This is a genomic window from Bacillus sp. B-jedd (assembly GCF_000821085.1).
GTDB lineage: Bacteria > Bacillota > Bacilli > Bacillales > Cytobacillaceae > Bacillus_D.
Genome location: NZ_CCXR01000001.1, coordinates 2518728 through 2533048 on the forward strand (window position 1 = coordinate 2518728; position 14321 = coordinate 2533048).

Genomic DNA, 14321 nt, shown 5'->3' on the forward strand with positions numbered 1-14321 from the left:
CCTCTTTTGTTATTTGAATTCCTTCCAGTTCATTCCGCTTTCATCCAGTAATTCTGCAAAGCTTTTATTTTTCTCTTTCAGTCTGCGTTCCTCACGCTTTCGTTTTTCTTCCTCTTCCGCTTTCCTTGCCTCCTCCGCCTTCAATTCCTGCTGGCGGTTCTTCAGCTGGTTGAACAAATCCTGATTGATCATATCTCCCAGTGTCAGCGGTTTCTCGTCTTTCAGGGGCTTCGCCTTTTGCGGCTGTCTTTTCTTTGCCATTTTTCAACGTCTCCTCTTATTGGATATCCCTATTATACACAATTTTTGCCGCGAAAAAAGGCGGAAGCACCAACGCTTCCGCCATCCTGATTAAAAAGCATCCAATTGTACGTTGCCGCTTGTGTCAAGGCTCGCTTCTGTCGCATTAACAACGTCATCGACACTGTATCCCTCGGCGACTTCAATGAGCTTAAGCCCTGAATCAGTCACATCCATGACGGCCCGCTCGGTGATGATACGGGTCACAACGCCTTTACCGGTGAGCGGAAGAGTGCATTCCTTCAGAACCTTCGACTCACCCTTTTTGTTCGTATGCTCCATGATCACGATTATTTTCCTGGCACCGTGCACAAGGTCCATCGCGCCGCCCATCCCTTTGATCATTTTGCCGGGAATCATCCAGTTGGCAAGGTCGCCATTCTCTGAAACTTCCATTCCGCCAAGAATGGCAATGTCCACATGTCCGCCGCGGATCATCGCGAATGACTCGGCGCTGTCGAAATAAGCCGCGCCAGGAATCGCTGTGACCGTTTCTTTTCCTGCGTTGATCAGGTCTGCATCCGCCTCGCCCTCCAGTGGATACGGCCCTATTCCAAGGAGTCCGTTTTCCGACTGCAGAACAACCTGTTTATTATCAGAAATATAGTTTGCTACAAGCGTAGGCATGCCGATTCCAAGATTCACATAGTATCCATCTTGAATCTCGCGCTCCGCCCTTCTTGCAATCTTTTCGCGCACATTCGCTTTATCGTTGGTCATTCCTGTCTCTCCTTTCCCCTATTTCCTCACTGTCAGCCGTTCAATCCGCTTTTCCTGGTTCCCCTGGATGATTGTTTGCACATAAATGCTCGGAGTATGGATTGCATTCGGGTCAAGCTCCCCGATTTCGACCAGGTTCTCAATCTCGGCGATCGTCACCTTTCCAGCAGCCGCGATCATCGGATTGAAGTTGCGGGCGGTTTTCCGGTAGACGAGATTCCCCATCTTGTCTCCCTTCCATGCGCGAACAAGGCTGAAATCGGCAACTAGCGCTTCTTCAAGCAAATATTCCTTGCCGTTGAAAATCCTTGTTTCCTTCTCGTCCGCTATTGGCGTTCCTACTCCTGCGGGCGTATAAAACGCTGGAATCCCCGCTCCTCCGGCTCGGATTTTTTCGGCAAGCGTTCCCTGCGGCAGCAGCTCCACTTCAAGTTCGCCGGCGAGCACCTGGCGCTCGAATTCCTTGTTTTCACCAACATAGGAACCTACCATTTTTTTTATCTGTCTGTTGTGCAAAAGCAGCCCTAATCCCCAATCATCGATTCCGCAGTTATTGGAAATGACGGTTAAGTCCTTCACTCCCTTGTCTACAAGAGCCAGGATCAGGTTTTCAGGAATCCCGCAGAGGCCGAAGCCGCCGACCATCAAAGTGGCGCCGTCCTGGATATCCGCAACCGCCTCCTGGAATGACGTACAAATCCTTTTCATAAAAATTCTCCTCTCTTCGGCAAAAAATTAAACTAACTCCACTACGGTTGCGACTCCCTGGCCGCCGCCTATACAGAGCGTCGCCAGTCCTTTTTTCGCTTCCCGGCGCTTCATTTCATGGATGAGCGTAACGAGAATCCTCGCACCGCTCGCACCAATCGGGTGACCAAGCGCAATCGCCCCTCCGTTTACATTTACTTTATCCGCGTCAAACTGAAGGTCCCGGCTGACTGCAAGTGACTGTGCGGCGAATGCCTCATTGGCTTCAATGAGGTCGATTTCTTCCATGGTCGTTCCGGATTTCTTCAGCGCCTTCCTAACTGCCTCGACAGGGCCGATTCCCATCACACTTGGGTCGACGCCAGCACTGCCGTTTCCTCTAATTGCCACAAGCGGCTTTACGCCAAGTTCATCCGCTTTCGCCCTGCTCATCACAATGACTACAGCCGCTCCGTCATTGATCCCGGATGCGTTTCCGGCCGTTACGCTGCCATCCTTTTTAAACGCGGCCCTAAGCCCTGCAAGCTTCTCGGCGGTTGTTCCCTTTTTCGGATATTCATCTGTGTCAAAAACAATCGGTTCGCCTCTCCGCTGCGGGATATGTATTGGGACAATCTCATCCTTGAACTTTCCTTCTTCCATTGCGCGCGCGGTTTTTTCCTGGCTTGCGGCGGCAAATTCATCTTGCTCTTCACGGGTCAGTTCATAGCGTTCGCACAGATTTTCAGCCGTGATGCCCATATGATAATCATTGAACGCGCACCATAGCCCGTCGCTAACCATACTGTCAACGAGTTTCTGGTCACCCATTTTGAAGCCTTCACGGGCATTCTTCAAAAGATACGGAGCCTGGCTCATATTTTCCATGCCGCCCGCCACGACGATTTCCGCATCCCCGGCGATAATGGCCTGTGCAGCAAGGTGGACTGCCTTCAAGCCTGAACCGCAAACTTTATTGATCGTCATTGAGGAAGCGCTTTCAGGAATGCCCGCTCTTATAGCCGCCTGCCGTGCAGGATTCTGCCCGAGCCCAGCTTGCAGGACATTTCCGAGAATGACTTCATCCACCTGTTCAGCCTTGAGCCCGGCTTGCCCGAGTGCACCTTTGATTGCTTCAGCACCCAATTCCGGAGCTGAAACTCCCTTCAGGGTACCGTTAAAACTACCTATTGCCGTCCTTGCGGCAGCTACAATGACCACTTCCATCCGTTCCATCTCATTGCCCCTTTCTTGTTTGTTTCCATCCTCTTACTTCTCTGTTTTCATGCGAAAATCCTTTTAAATTGTCAAAATAAATCCATTACTTGCATTTTTTAAAATTTTTCACTTAAAATTAGTATGAATGGAGGGGGAGTTTTATGGCAATAAACTTGCCTGAGAACGTAACAATTATTGAAGTCGGCCCACGGGACGGGCTGCAAAATGAAAAAGGATTCGTACCGACTGAGATTAAAAAGCAATTCATTGCGGCTCTTCAAGGCGCGGGAGTCATGGAAATGGAACTGACTTCGTTTGTATCCCCGAAATGGGTTCCCCAGATGGCGGATGCGACGGAAATTGTAAGCGGTTCCCCGGATAACCTGAGGCGCGCTATCGTCCTTGCTCCCAATAGAAAAGGGATTGAACGGGTTCAGGAAACCGCATGTAAATCAGTCGCTGTCTTCGTTGGAGTGAGCAATACATTTAATAAGAAGAATATAAATAAAACGACGGCTGAGAGCATGGAGGAACTCAAGCCGCTCATCGCCGGACTGAAGGAAAAAGGCTATTTTGTCAGAGCTTGTATTTCAACAGCCTGGCATTGCCCGTACGAAGGAAAAATTCCCGTGGAAGAGACACTAAACCTATGCAGCGAGTTTGCGGAAGCGGGTGTTGATGAGCTAAGTGTCGCCGACACAATCGGAATGGCCGTTCCAACAGAAGCCTATTCCCTTTTTGCAAAATTAAAGGCTGCTCTTCCGGGAATCCTGCTGACCGCGCATTTCCACGACACAAGAAAGCTGGCACTCGCCAATATCCTTGCCTCCCTTCAGGCAGGAATCAACCGGTTCGACACTTCCGCCGGAGGTCTTGGCGGCTGCCCGTTCGCCCCTGGCGCGACCGGCAATGTCGCCACCGAGGATGTTGTTTATATGCTGGAGCGGATGGGCATTCAAACAGGGATTTCTCTCGAAAAATTAATGAATGCGATAGAAATCGTCCGCCCGCATCTCAGCAGACCCATTGGGAGTATGTATTATAAAGTGGTCGGGACTGGCGGTGCATAAGAGGTTCCAACGAAGTTCATCTTAAAGATAAAGACTTGAAGGGAGCCATGCGAGATGAGCCAAAAACGTGACAAAGGGTACAGCCAGAAAGGGCAGCCTTCTGCCAAAGACGGACGCGGGATGATTGCAAAAGAAGAGTTGGAAAAAGAAATCCATCCAACGAACAGGCAAAACTCCAAACAGTAACCACCTTCGGCCGTCCCTTTTACCGGGCGGCCTTTCTTCGCCTTTTCGTGTTTGAAAACATCCTTAATGGTAAAATAATGTAAGGATGCATCTGGAGCGGAGGGATTTTTTTGCGAAAAGCTTTAAGGGTTTTCTTTTCATTGTTTGCGATTGTTTCGGCAATCGGTGTTTATTTCACGAACAGGCTTATGTATATGAAGAAAAAAGAGGATGATTTTATCCTCAATCGGGAACGGGAAGCTGGAAGGATCATTGATGAAGAGTATGATTCATTAATGAAGAGGGATGTTCTGATTCCTTCCCCTTTCGGATATCATCTAAAAGGAGTCCTTGCGGAGCCGCATGACACAAATCGTTACATCATCATCAGCCATGGGGTCACAGAGAATAAATTCAATTCGATAAAGTACATGAATCTGTTCCTGGAGCGGGGCTTCAACGTCCTTATATTCGATCATCGGCGCCACGGCGAATCCGGGGGGAAAACAACGAGCTACGGGCATTATGAAAAATTCGATTTGAAGGCAGTTGTCGACTGGCTGAAAAGCGAAATCGGGCCCGATATCTTGCTTGGCATCCACGGCGAATCAATGGGGGCCGCGACGATGATCCTTTATGCCGGTATGCTTGAGGACGGCGCCGATTTTTATATCGCTGACTGCCCTTTTTCCGATTTCAAGGAGCAGCTCGCCTACCGCCTCAAGGAAGACTTGCACTTGCCGGCCGGGGTTGTTTTGCCGCTCGCGGATGTCTTCCTTCGATTACGTGAAAAGTATTCAATTCGGGAAGTTTCTCCGATTACGGTTATCGATAATGTTAAGCATCCGATTCTTTTTATTCACAGCGCCAAAGATGATTTTATTCTTCCTTATATGACAGAGGCGCTCTATGAAAAGAAAAAAGGGCCTAAGATGCTTTTTATGGCGGAAAATGGCGTACACGCCCAGTCGTTTAATGAAAACCGGGAGGAATATGAACAGGCAGTTGACGAGTTTTTGGAAAATCTCATTTATCGGCCGCGGATGTATATTCCGGATCCGGTCCTCGAGAATTAATTATTTTGCCAGGGGAATGCTTAGCAATAAGTGCTGTCGGCAGCACCCATATGGTTTTCTTAATATTTGCGTTTTTCCGATAAACTCTCTACCATCATAAGAGAAAGCATTTAAAGGGGGATAACGATGTCGAAGGTAACAATTAAAGTAAATGATAATGGCTCACTCCGAATTACCGGAGATGTGGAACTTCTCGATGGACAGGGGAATGCTTACCCTGCTAAGCCGGCTTTTTCACTTTGCCGCTGCGGCCTTTCTTCAAACAAGCCGTTTTGCGATGGCACCCATAAAGGAAAATTCGATTCTCAGGTTCGGGTTCCGGAAGAAACACCCGGACAATAATATTTTGATTCAAGAGGCACTGGCCATTTATGGCGAGTGCCTTCTTTCTTGCCTGCCGCTAGCAGATATTAACACGTTTTAATGGAGGCATACGAGGAATTAGCCCTATGTATGCTTTTTCTTATGGAGGTGACGGTATGTTTTCCTGGGATGATATGATTACATTTTGTTGGGCCTTTTTTATTGTCCTGCCTTTAACTTCGTTCGTCCATGCAGCAGGGCATACTTTCTTCATAGTCCTTTTTGGCGGCAAGCCAGCCTTGACAATGGGCCGGGGAAGAAAGCTTTTTTCTCTTGGCACATTTCATGTCCATAGCCTTTATTTTATTGATGCCTCCTGCCAGTACAGTGAAATCAGAAATAAGGCACGCTGGAAATATGCGCTTATTTATGCGGGGGGCGTCATTTTTAATGCCCTGTCCATTCTAATCGTAAACTCGCTTATTCATCTAGGCATATGGCCAAAACACTTGTTTTTCTACCAGTTTGCCTATTTTTCAGTGTATTTCATCTTTTTCGCCCTGCTGCCAATTGATTACGGGAAGGACAATCCGAGTGACGGCAAGGCTCTTTATACAGTCCTAAAGAAAGGAAAGACAATAAAAATTTACGATTAAAAGTTCTTCCATTTTTGGTTGACAAAGGCTATTTAAAAGACATATAGTTAACTCAAGCTACTTTGCATTGCAAGGTAGCTGAGTTTACCCACACTACCTTGTTAAACAATATAGTCAAATGGAGGTGCGGCTATGTCAATACGGTCCCAATTACTAAAAGGGATATTGGATGGTTGTGTGCTTTCTGTTATCGCCGCCGGGCCTGTTTACGGGTATGAGCTGTCTGCAAAACTCCAGGAAGCCGGCCTCTTGGATGTAAGCGAAGGAACCATTTATCCTGTCCTTCTTCGCTTGCAGAAAAATGGTTTGATCCGCGGCGAAATGCAGCCCTCCCCCTCGGGCCCGAACCGAAAATATTATTTTTTGACAGATGCCGGGAACGAAGCGCTGGCACTCATTAAAGAAGAATGGGAACAACTTGCGGGCCCTGTCAGCAAAATTTTAAAATAAGGTGGCTTAGACAATGGAAGCTAAACAACTGATTGAACTGAATAACCAAAAACGCAAGGAACTTACAAAGGAAAATGAAAAAGTCTATTCCGACTTCATGGTGTACATTAGGCTTCAGCTCACGCTTTCGGAGCAGCAGTCCGAGGAGGTGCTGATGGAAATCCTTGACCATTTGATTGAGGCACAAAAGCAAGGAAAGCCCGCCAGCGTCCTGTTCGGCGATGACCCGAAAAAGTTTGCCGACGAGCTGATTGCAGATATTCCGAAAGAAAACAGGAAAAATGCAGTTTCTTTCATTTCCGGACTTGGCCTGCAATTGCTGAGTTACTTTTTTCTGGCCAATGGAATTCTTTCTTTCATCCTCTCTTTCTTCAGCAAAAAGGAGAACATTGTTTATCCGTTAAAGGCTGGAGTGATTTTTCTTTTGATTGCTTTAGGAACTTTTTTCGTTATCCGGGTTATTTTTACAAGCATTGAGAAAACACTTTTTACCGAAGAAAAGAACGATAAGAAAAATATGGTCAAAGTCGGCGCCGCGGCAGCAGGGATTATGGCTATTGTCATCGGGGCCACGGTTCTTCTCCCAGAGGTCGGCCCAGCCATCCTTTTCCACTGGTATGTATCAGTCGGAGTAGGCCTGCTGGCATGGGGAACTTCCCGCTTTCTGCAAAATAAGCGCTTTACGACGAAAGCCGCCGTTTGATCGGTGGCTTTCGCTGTTAAAAAAATCGGGCTTTTGCATTCATCAGTTTTTCTTTAAACTCTTCCAGCACTCTTTTCCGCTCAAGGTAATCCGCTTCATCCCCTTCCTCCCACAAATGAAGGTCCGCGCCTTTTTCGAGCCAGAAAAGCGCCTTTTGCCTTGTCTTTCTTGTCAATGCTTGATGCCTCATCTGCAAGGCGGCGAGCGAAATATACAGCAGGGCCACATCCGCCCGCCCATCTTCATCCTCCACTCCATCTGTTAACTCCTGCAGCCAGCTCTCCTCGATGAGACGGGTAGCCTTTTTCGGACTTAGGCCATCATCAAGAAAATCATTCCACTCATCCTGAATATCACAGGACAAGTCATCTTCCCACAGCTTGGTTCCCCATGCTCCCATCTCAATTCCCCTTTCGTTTTTCAAAATGCGTGATCGAAACGCCTTCGGCAAGCCTTTCTTCTCCGGCCTTCCTGAATCCATTTGTTTCATAGAATCGGATTGCCGGCGAATTTTTCGAGCCTGTTGAGACAATCATCGCTGCGGCGCTCTCTGTGGCTTTTTCTACTTCCCGCAGAAGTCTTCGGGCTATCCCTTTCCGGAAATGATTAGGATGGACCATCAGCCTGTGGATATCGACCACTCCATTTTCTGCTTTGAATGATATTGCTCCGCATAGAATGCCATTTTCATAGTACCCCAGGAATGTTTCCCCGCACTCCATTAATGTCTCGACCGTATCCTTCAACGGTGGAATGCCGTAAAAATCTATAAGGGCCGCCTCGACTTTATAGGATGGCAGCTGGATTCCCAGTACTTCACGCGCTGTTTCCTTGTCCGTAATATCAATCTGTCTTATCTCCATCTTTACCTTCCTTTTTTGCAAAAGAATAAACTCTTCCTTTAGGATCGAATACGTCTTCAAATCATGGTGTTTTCCTTTTATATACATGGCCTTCCGGTTAATGCCTTCGAATGACATCCCCGCCTTTTCCATGACGCGGGCCGAGCCAATGTTGTCCACGAAGCATTTTGCCTGGATCCGGACAAGGTCCATATTCTTAAACCCGAATGCGATGATGGCCAAAGCCGCTTCTGTCGCGATACCCCGTCCCCAATATGCCGGGGCGATGACATACCCGATTTCCGCGCTATTGTGCCTTGGCTGCCACCAGACAAAGTCGATTGTGCCAATCATCCGGCCGTTCTCTTTATATTCGATTGCCCATGGGGCTACCTTTTTGTTTTCATACTGGTTCAAGACGAAATCGATGAAATTGCGGGAGTCCTCAATCGTTTTATGCACATCCCACGTCACGTATTTCGCCGCTTCCTCATTTGATCCATAGGCAAATAGATCTTCGGCATCTTCCATCGTCATTTTTCGCAAAATCAGCCTGTCTGTTTCCAGAGTAGGCAAATCACCGTATATCTCTTCTATTTTCATATAGGCGCCCCCACTACTTTTTGTTAAAATTATCCTATCAGAGTTTTCTCAAAATACAAGCGTTTTTTGAAAAGAGGTATATGCCATGAATCAATCTCCAACTATCCAAGGGGAAAGTGTGTTGTTAAGGAAACCCATTGAGTCTGATGCGCTTGATTTCTTTAAGTGCGGTCGGAATGCGGAGCTTGTCCGAATGTATGGAGGAGATACCCGCAATTTGAAGCCCATCACAATGGACGAAGCCAAAAACTTCATTGACAATATTCTGCGCAATAAACTGGAATGGTGTGTCGAATACGAAGGCCGCTGCGTCGGCCAGGCTCGTTTGACCGTAAATGAAGCTGATTGCCGCGCCCGCTATGCAGTCGGCTTATTTGACTCGTCTGTTTGGGGAATCGGCCTCGGAACCGAAATTACCCGGCTTGTTCTTCAGTATGCCTTTGAGGTGTTGAATCTTCATCGGGTCGATTTAAAGGTTTTAGAGTATAACCACCGGGCGATTGCCTGTTATCAGAAATGCGGATTTATGATCGAAGGGAAAGAGCGGGAAGGCGCCCTGATCGAAGGCCGATTTGAGACGGATGTCATGATGAGCATTTTGGATAGGGAATACGAAGCGATAAAAGAAACGTTTTAGATAGCGTCTGCAAATTGGCTGACCTGTAAAAGGTTAGCGGAAAATCATCTGCAACAGCAGGTTCTGCCTCGAACCTGCTTGTCTTTTTGCCTGATGGCGGCGGGTTATTTGTCCGGAGCCAATTTAATGTCGGCGATGGTGTTAATCGGGATTAGTTGGGCGTTGCCCGAGGAGTCGACAATGTGGAGCTTGTGTGTGAGTTCGTCCCAATAGTGGACATTTCCGATGCAAAGTTCATAATTGTGGCTGCGGTAGTAGGTAATCACCACCGTCTGGTTGAACTCCATTGCTTCGGCAAGGGTTTCGTTCATTGCTTCGAGCTGTTGTTCATCAAGTTCTTTCCTCTGTTCGTAGGAATCCTCCTTCACCCAATCACGAAGCATCTTGACGTGCTCCGGAAGCATCATGGAGGTCCATTTTATTCTGCCGCGGTCCCGAATCACTGTTTTCCCCTCTTTTCCGTTACTTTTTATGTCCGCCGAGCAGCGACGCGCGGTGCCTGGCGGTTCCTGCTGTAGTATACGAAACAGCCCGGAGCAGCGAGCCTGAGCCATACCGGCTGCGGATCCGGTCGACCACATAGCCGAGGTCCCTTCTCTTCCCCGCCCCCATATCAAAAAGGCTCATCTGCAATTCGACGTCATCGACAATATTCCCGAGCGAGATGGAAATCTGCCGGACTGTTTTGCCGGTGTAATGCTGGCGGAACAGCTCAAGGCAGACACGGTAAATATCCATCGTCACATTGGTTGGCTCGAAAATCGTTTTCGCCCGGTGGAAGCCGCCGCCGAATTCATCCTGGCTGTAGCCGATTCCGAGCGTGATCGTCCTCCCCGCTTTCCGGTGCGTCCGCGCCCTTCGCGCCACCTCCTCGCACATTTCCAGCATGACATGCTTTACCTCCTCTTCATCTTTATAATCCCTGAGGAGAATCTGGCTTTTGCCAAAACTGATCTGGCCTTCGATGATTGGCGCGCCCATTTCAGAAAGGTCGACTCCCCAGGCATGGTAATAAAGCTGATTGCCCATGATCCCGAACTTCTTTTCAAGCTTTTCAAGGTCATAGCGGGCAAGCTGGCCGACCGTGAAAATCCCCATTCCGTTCAGTGTTTTTTCGACCCTGCGGCCGATTCCCCACATTTCCCGGAGCGGCGAAACCTGCCAAAGCCTTCTCTGGACATCTTCATACGTCCATTCGGCAATTCCTTGCTTCTTGGCGTCGAGGTCAAGGCAAAGCTTGGCGAGGAGCATGTTCGGGCCGATACCGATCGCGCAAGGAAGCTGGAATTCGCGTTCAATGTCATCCCTGATTTTTTTCGCGATTGTGTGCGCATCCCCCCACAGGTTTACCGCCCCGTCCACTTTAATGAAACTTTCATCGACACTGTATGTATGGATGGCTTCTTTCGGGACGTAGCGGTGGAAAACACGGCTGATTTCGGTGGAAATCCTCAGGAATAAGCCCATCTTTGGTTCAACTACATGGATTTTTGGGTCGTTTGGAATTTCAAATTTCCGTGAGCCTGTCTTAATGCCGAATTCTTTTTTCAAAAGCGGAGAGGCGGCGAGGACGACACTTCCTTCACGATTAGTGTCACCGACGACAGCCAGGTAGCAGCCGAGCGGATCAAGGCCCTCGATAACCGCGGCGCAGCTTGCATAGAAACTTTTCATATCGACACACAGTATTTTATGCCGCGGCATTGCGCTGTAATCGACCATGGCCCTCGTCACCCTTCCAAAATAAGAACGTTTGTTCCGTATCATTATACCCATATCTTAAGCGAATATGCGTTCGTATTCAATGGAAATTTTACGACAGGTTCTATAAAAAAAGGGTCTGCTTCCATTTCAAACTGCCGAATAATAGAGATATAATGGGGTTGAGGTGCTTTTTGTGGAAGAGAAACTGGTAAGAAAAATGATTGCCAACTGCCTGAAGCAATATTATGGCGAGGAACTTCAGCCTCTCGGCGAAAGCGATGTAAAGGAAATTTGCACGCAGGTATATAGGCTGAAAGAATCAGAACCAGAGGCGTATCTGCATGATATCATTAATGATGTTGTGTATGAATTTTTGACAGGCTGAGCAAACAGGTAAGCTGTGGAGAATACGATAATTTATACATAGGGGGAGAAAATTTTGAGCATCGAAGAAGGTTTTATCGAGGTCACGTGGGGCAAGGTGTGGTACAGAAAAGCGAAAGGCGCGGCCGATACCGCTCCATTGCTTGTTTTGCATGGAGGGCCGGGTGCTTCGTGCTATCCTTTACAGCGGCTCGACAAGCTTGCGGAGGGACTGAGCGGACGGACGGTTGTCTATTATGATCAACTTGGCGCGGGGCGATCGCAGGGCCCGACCGATAAAGCGCTATGGAATTTGGACCGTTATGTGGAAGAGCTTGGACAGGTACGCGAGCGGTTGGAACTTGATGAAGTACATATTCTTGGTCATTCGTGGGGAACGACATTGCTGGCCGCCTATTTGCTGACAAAGCCGGCCGGTGTGAAAAGCGCGATTTTCTCAAGCCCGTGCCTGAGCGCGCCCCGCTGGGCAAAAGACCAGGAGCGTCTTTTGAAGCAGCTGCCTGAGGAAACACAGGAAGCGATCGCACGCTGCGAAGCCGACGGGTCAACGGACTCCGAGGAATACAAGCAGGCGATGCAGGTGTTCGCGAAAAATTTTGTCTGCCGAATCGAGATAAGCGCCGAGGAAAAAGAAGCAACATCAAAGCTTGGCAACCACGAAGTGTACAACACGATGTGGGGACCGTCCGAGTTTTGCGTGACCGGCAACCTAAAGGAATTCGACTGCACGCCAAGGCTTCATGAAATCGAAGTCCCTTCTCTCTTCCTGTGCGGCCGCTATGATGAAGCGACACCGGAATCGACTGGTTATTTCAGCAGCCTTGTGCCGGGCGCGAAGCTGCAGATTTTTGAAAAAAGCGCGCACTCCCCTTACCGCGAACAGCCGGAGGAGTATAGGGAAACCGTGGCCGAGTTTCTTGAAGAAGCGGAACTGGCAGGAAAATAAAACGAAGAGTACCGGCAATCCGGTACTCTTTTAAATGCTGCCTATAATATAATTGGGTCCTATATCCATGGAGCTCTTTTATATCCACTTTCAATCCGCTGTTTCCAGCCTCTCGCCAGCAGGCTGAAGGAGCTGATCATAAACAGCATGCCAGTCAACGGTATAAATAAAATCCATCTATTGTACTGAAGGTTGCTTCTTGCCTGGCCGGTTAGCCCCGCCCAATCGTCCGTGATGGATAGAAAAATGACGTCTTCATCATACTGGACCGCTGTCCCGCCGACAAAAAGGTTGAAAAGACCCAGGATACCAAGCAAAGTCAAAACCGAAACAACTTCGGTCAAAAATAAAACAACGATAGGATCCCTTAACTGCGGGATGATATGTTTGAACAGAATTCTACCTTTGCGGGCACCTAGAGATTTGGATGCCTCTATGAAGTCCATTTTTTTAATTTCATTCGTTTTTTTTCTGATCGATGAAGCGGCTGGCGGTATCCCCAACCCCGTTACAAGCAGGATGAGAAGGATGACCAAATAACCGATGGTAAGCGGCGAATTCATGCTAAGAGGCAGCAAGATAAAATAAACGACGAGAAATGCCGGTAAATAGCTTGACGCATCCTCAATAGCAAGCCACCATGCCGGTACAGAATTCCTCATTCCTAAATACAAGCCGGCAAGGCCTCCCAACAGCGTCCGAAGTCCAGCGATTGTCAGGGAGACAAAAAATGTATACCTTGCCCCGTTCAGCATTTTTAAAAGAATGTCATGGCCCCATCGATCAGTCCCCAGCAAATGATCCTTGTACTCGAACGGGCTCAGCGGCGGAGCCCTCAGCACATATTCTCCATCCACAAGGATGCTTCCCACTTCCAATTTTTCTGTCAGGAAGTTGGCAGCCACCCAGGGCCCGCAAACAGAAATCAGAAACAAAAACAGAAAACTGACGATTCCGGCAATAAAAGGCAGATTGTACTTTTTATTCATAAACAAAACCTTTTTCAAAGAGAAATAATAGCAAAAGAATGGAGTAGTAAACAACCATGGTGATGAGGACAATAGACAAGAAACCTACAGCCACTGCTGCAAACTGATAGTCGGCAAAAATAAACCGGGTCACTCCGAGAATATTGAACAAGTATTCTACAATGAATAAGCTTCCCGCTGTCAAAGAAAGGGTTTTTTTAAGGTCAGCAACAAAATAAGGACGCAGATTTTTAAAGATGTGGTGCAGATTTAAATAAGGTTTTGAAAGACCTTTGGATAAGCCTGTGCGAACATAATCTTCAGAGCCTATATGATTATATTTTGCAGCCGTCAGCTTCAATAAATACGAAGTGGATACGATAGATAAAATGAATACTGGGAAAAGAAAGTCTGCAAACTTTTTATCCATCGATAGTGTGATTACCCGGTAGCCTGTCAGTTTGTAGATGGAAACACCGCCAAAAATCAGCAAGATGATTAGAATAAACTGCGGTATGGCTGATAGGAAGCCAAATATCGCATAAACTGCCTTGGAAATCCGGCTGCGAGGAAAAAACGCCCCAACGAGCAACGATGTGGCTACGCTCACAAGCATGCTTGTAAACATGAGAAGAAAACTGGTCAGGACGTTGTCACCGATATCGGCTGCGATGCTTCTATGCTGGCTGCCAGTCTTGTAAGTACCGAGTGAGCCGTCCGAAAGGTTTTTGAAAAACGCCTGAATGTTATCAGGGAAAACATACGGCTTTAAAACGATGATATTTCCACTTCTTGGCTCCAGTGCATCAGGAAAGCTCGCTATGACAAGAATTAACAAGAGAACAATCAATAGTTTCACAACTCTTTTAAACATCACTTCACTCCTGAC

General features: G+C 47.8%; 20 protein-coding genes and 1 pseudogene. 10 read left to right on the forward strand and 11 right to left on the reverse strand.

All coding sequences use genetic code 11. From position 1 onward, the window contains the following. Nucleotides 1-9: 9 nt before the first annotated feature. From BN1002_RS12455 to BN1002_RS12470, 4 genes are all read right to left on the reverse strand, one after another. Entirely contained in the window at nt 10-261 is a 252-nt protein-coding gene (locus tag BN1002_RS12455; RefSeq protein ID WP_048825331.1) for a YqkE family protein, read from the reverse strand. A 90-nt stretch (nt 262-351) separates the two neighbouring features. Then, nucleotides 352-1020, reverse strand: coding sequence for a CoA transferase subunit B (locus BN1002_RS12460; protein WP_048825332.1), 669 nt, complete (start codon nt 1018-1020; stop codon nt 352-354). An 18-nt stretch (nt 1021-1038) separates the two neighbouring features. Further along, nucleotides 1039-1728, reverse strand: coding sequence for a CoA transferase subunit A (locus BN1002_RS12465; RefSeq protein ID WP_048825333.1), 690 nt, complete (start codon nt 1726-1728; stop codon nt 1039-1041). A gap of 27 nt (nt 1729-1755) precedes the next feature. Next, nucleotides 1756-2943 carry an acetyl-CoA C-acetyltransferase gene (locus BN1002_RS12470; protein ID WP_048825334.1) on the reverse strand — a complete coding sequence of 396 codons (1188 nt, stop codon included), beginning with the start codon at nt 2941-2943 and terminating at the stop codon, nt 1756-1758. A 143-nt stretch (nt 2944-3086) separates the two neighbouring features. Here BN1002_RS12470 and BN1002_RS12475 point away from each other — a divergent pair, with 143 nt between their 5' ends. From BN1002_RS12475 to BN1002_RS12500, 7 genes are all read left to right on the forward strand, one after another. Continuing rightward, nucleotides 3087-3995: a hydroxymethylglutaryl-CoA lyase gene (locus BN1002_RS12475; protein WP_048825335.1), complete on the forward strand. Its 909-nt coding sequence runs from the start codon at nt 3087-3089 to the stop codon at nt 3993-3995. A 54-nt stretch (nt 3996-4049) separates the two neighbouring features. Continuing rightward, the gene (locus BN1002_RS24370) at nt 4050-4181 is read left to right on the forward strand and encodes a hypothetical protein (protein WP_269429801.1); all 132 of its coding nucleotides are present in this window, start codon (nt 4050-4052) and stop codon (nt 4179-4181) included. Between the two features lie 110 nt (nt 4182-4291). Next, a complete protein-coding gene (locus tag BN1002_RS12480) occupies nt 4292-5236 on the forward strand; it encodes an alpha/beta hydrolase (RefSeq protein ID WP_048825336.1) in 945 nt (314 codons plus the stop codon). A 126-nt stretch (nt 5237-5362) separates the two neighbouring features. Continuing rightward, the gene (locus BN1002_RS12485) at nt 5363-5578 is read left to right on the forward strand and encodes a CDGSH iron-sulfur domain-containing protein (RefSeq protein ID WP_048825337.1); all 216 of its coding nucleotides are present in this window, start codon (nt 5363-5365) and stop codon (nt 5576-5578) included. Nucleotides 5579-5715: 137 nt separating this feature from the next. Beyond that, complete coding sequence (locus BN1002_RS12490; protein ID WP_048825339.1) at nt 5716-6195, forward strand: hypothetical protein; 480 nt, start codon at nt 5716-5718, stop codon at nt 6193-6195. 132 nt (nt 6196-6327) lie between these two features. Then, a complete protein-coding gene (locus tag BN1002_RS12495; protein ID WP_048825340.1) occupies nt 6328-6645 on the forward strand; it encodes a PadR family transcriptional regulator in 318 nt (105 codons plus the stop codon). Between the two features lie 13 nt (nt 6646-6658). Then, nucleotides 6659-7348, forward strand: a complete 690-nt coding sequence (locus BN1002_RS12500) for a DUF1129 family protein (RefSeq protein WP_048825341.1) — start codon at nt 6659-6661, stop codon at nt 7346-7348. A 16-nt stretch (nt 7349-7364) separates the two neighbouring features. Here BN1002_RS12500 and BN1002_RS12505 read toward each other — a convergent pair whose 3' ends face one another. From BN1002_RS12505 to BN1002_RS12510, 3 genes and pseudogenes are all read right to left on the reverse strand, one after another. After that, the gene (locus BN1002_RS12505; protein WP_048825342.1) at nt 7365-7748 is read right to left on the reverse strand and encodes a hypothetical protein; all 384 of its coding nucleotides are present in this window, start codon (nt 7746-7748) and stop codon (nt 7365-7367) included. 1 nt (nt 7749) lies between these two features. Continuing rightward, entirely contained in the window at nt 7750-8211 is a 462-nt protein-coding gene (locus BN1002_RS23325; RefSeq protein WP_082036377.1) for a GNAT family N-acetyltransferase, read from the reverse strand. Between the two features lie 27 nt (nt 8212-8238). Further along, nucleotides 8239-8793 (reverse strand): annotated as a pseudogene (locus tag BN1002_RS12510) (GNAT family N-acetyltransferase); the annotation flags it as partial. A gap of 85 nt (nt 8794-8878) precedes the next feature. Between BN1002_RS12510 and BN1002_RS12515 the strand changes: the two are divergent. Continuing rightward, the gene (locus tag BN1002_RS12515; protein ID WP_048825344.1) at nt 8879-9430 is read left to right on the forward strand and encodes a GNAT family N-acetyltransferase; all 552 of its coding nucleotides are present in this window, start codon (nt 8879-8881) and stop codon (nt 9428-9430) included. Between the two features lie 104 nt (nt 9431-9534). Here the strand turns inward: BN1002_RS12515 and BN1002_RS12520 are convergent, their stop codons facing one another. Continuing rightward, nucleotides 9535-9873, reverse strand: a complete 339-nt coding sequence (locus tag BN1002_RS12520) for a YolD-like family protein (protein WP_048825346.1) — start codon at nt 9871-9873, stop codon at nt 9535-9537. Nucleotides 9874-9892: 19 nt separating this feature from the next. Continuing rightward, nucleotides 9893-11152, reverse strand: coding sequence for a Y-family DNA polymerase (locus BN1002_RS12525; protein WP_048825347.1), 1260 nt, complete (start codon nt 11150-11152; stop codon nt 9893-9895). A gap of 175 nt (nt 11153-11327) precedes the next feature. Between BN1002_RS12525 and BN1002_RS12530 the strand changes: the two genes are divergently transcribed. Together BN1002_RS12530 and BN1002_RS12535 are read left to right on the forward strand one after the other, a co-directional pair. Then, entirely contained in the window at nt 11328-11519 is a 192-nt protein-coding gene (locus BN1002_RS12530; protein WP_048827925.1) for a YqzH family protein, read from the forward strand. 54 nt (nt 11520-11573) lie between these two features. After that, nucleotides 11574-12464 carry a proline iminopeptidase-family hydrolase gene (locus tag BN1002_RS12535; protein WP_048825349.1) on the forward strand — a complete coding sequence of 297 codons (891 nt, stop codon included), beginning with the start codon at nt 11574-11576 and terminating at the stop codon, nt 12462-12464. Between the two features lie 59 nt (nt 12465-12523). Here BN1002_RS12535 and BN1002_RS12540 read toward each other — a convergent pair whose 3' ends face one another. Further along, nucleotides 12524-13453 (reverse strand): ABC transporter permease subunit, encoded by a 930-nt coding sequence (locus BN1002_RS12540; RefSeq protein ID WP_048825350.1) that lies wholly within the window; start codon nt 13451-13453, stop codon nt 12524-12526. Then, nucleotides 13446-14306 (reverse strand): ABC transporter permease subunit, encoded by an 861-nt coding sequence (locus BN1002_RS12545; protein ID WP_048825352.1) that lies wholly within the window; start codon nt 14304-14306, stop codon nt 13446-13448. Before BN1002_RS12545 ends, BN1002_RS12540 begins: the two co-directional genes overlap by 8 nt. Between the last annotated feature and the right edge of the window lie 15 nt (nt 14307-14321).

Coding starts and splice junctions, on each gene's coding strand:
- BN1002_RS12500 (WP_048825341.1), top strand. CDS start 6,659: ATGGAAGCTAAACAACTGATTGAACTGAATAACCAAAAACGCAAGGAA.
- BN1002_RS12490 (WP_048825339.1), top strand. CDS start 5,716: ATGTTTTCCTGGGATGATATGATTACATTTTGTTGGGCCTTTTTTATT.
- BN1002_RS12470 (WP_048825334.1), bottom strand. CDS start 2,943: ATGGAACGGATGGAAGTGGTCATTGTAGCTGCCGCAAGGACGGCAATA.
- BN1002_RS12540 (WP_048825350.1), bottom strand. CDS start 13,453: ATGAATAAAAAGTACAATCTGCCTTTTATTGCCGGAATCGTCAGTTTT.
- BN1002_RS12455 (WP_048825331.1), bottom strand. CDS start 261: ATGGCAAAGAAAAGACAGCCGCAAAAGGCGAAGCCCCTGAAAGACGAG.
- BN1002_RS12485 (WP_048825337.1), top strand. CDS start 5,363: ATGTCGAAGGTAACAATTAAAGTAAATGATAATGGCTCACTCCGAATT.
- BN1002_RS24370 (WP_269429801.1), top strand. CDS start 4,050: ATGAGCCAAAAACGTGACAAAGGGTACAGCCAGAAAGGGCAGCCTTCT.
- BN1002_RS12495 (WP_048825340.1), top strand. CDS start 6,328: ATGTCAATACGGTCCCAATTACTAAAAGGGATATTGGATGGTTGTGTG.
- BN1002_RS12475 (WP_048825335.1), top strand. CDS start 3,087: ATGGCAATAAACTTGCCTGAGAACGTAACAATTATTGAAGTCGGCCCA.
- BN1002_RS12460 (WP_048825332.1), bottom strand. CDS start 1,020: ATGACCAACGATAAAGCGAATGTGCGCGAAAAGATTGCAAGAAGGGCG.
- BN1002_RS12505 (WP_048825342.1), bottom strand. CDS start 7,748: ATGGGAGCATGGGGAACCAAGCTGTGGGAAGATGACTTGTCCTGTGAT.
- BN1002_RS12525 (WP_048825347.1), bottom strand. CDS start 11,152: ATGGTCGATTACAGCGCAATGCCGCGGCATAAAATACTGTGTGTCGAT.
- BN1002_RS12515 (WP_048825344.1), top strand. CDS start 8,879: ATGAATCAATCTCCAACTATCCAAGGGGAAAGTGTGTTGTTAAGGAAA.
- BN1002_RS12465 (WP_048825333.1), bottom strand. CDS start 1,728: ATGAAAAGGATTTGTACGTCATTCCAGGAGGCGGTTGCGGATATCCAG.
- BN1002_RS12545 (WP_048825352.1), bottom strand. CDS start 14,306: ATGTTTAAAAGAGTTGTGAAACTATTGATTGTTCTCTTGTTAATTCTT.
- BN1002_RS23325 (WP_082036377.1), bottom strand. CDS start 8,211: ATGGAGATAAGACAGATTGATATTACGGACAAGGAAACAGCGCGTGAA.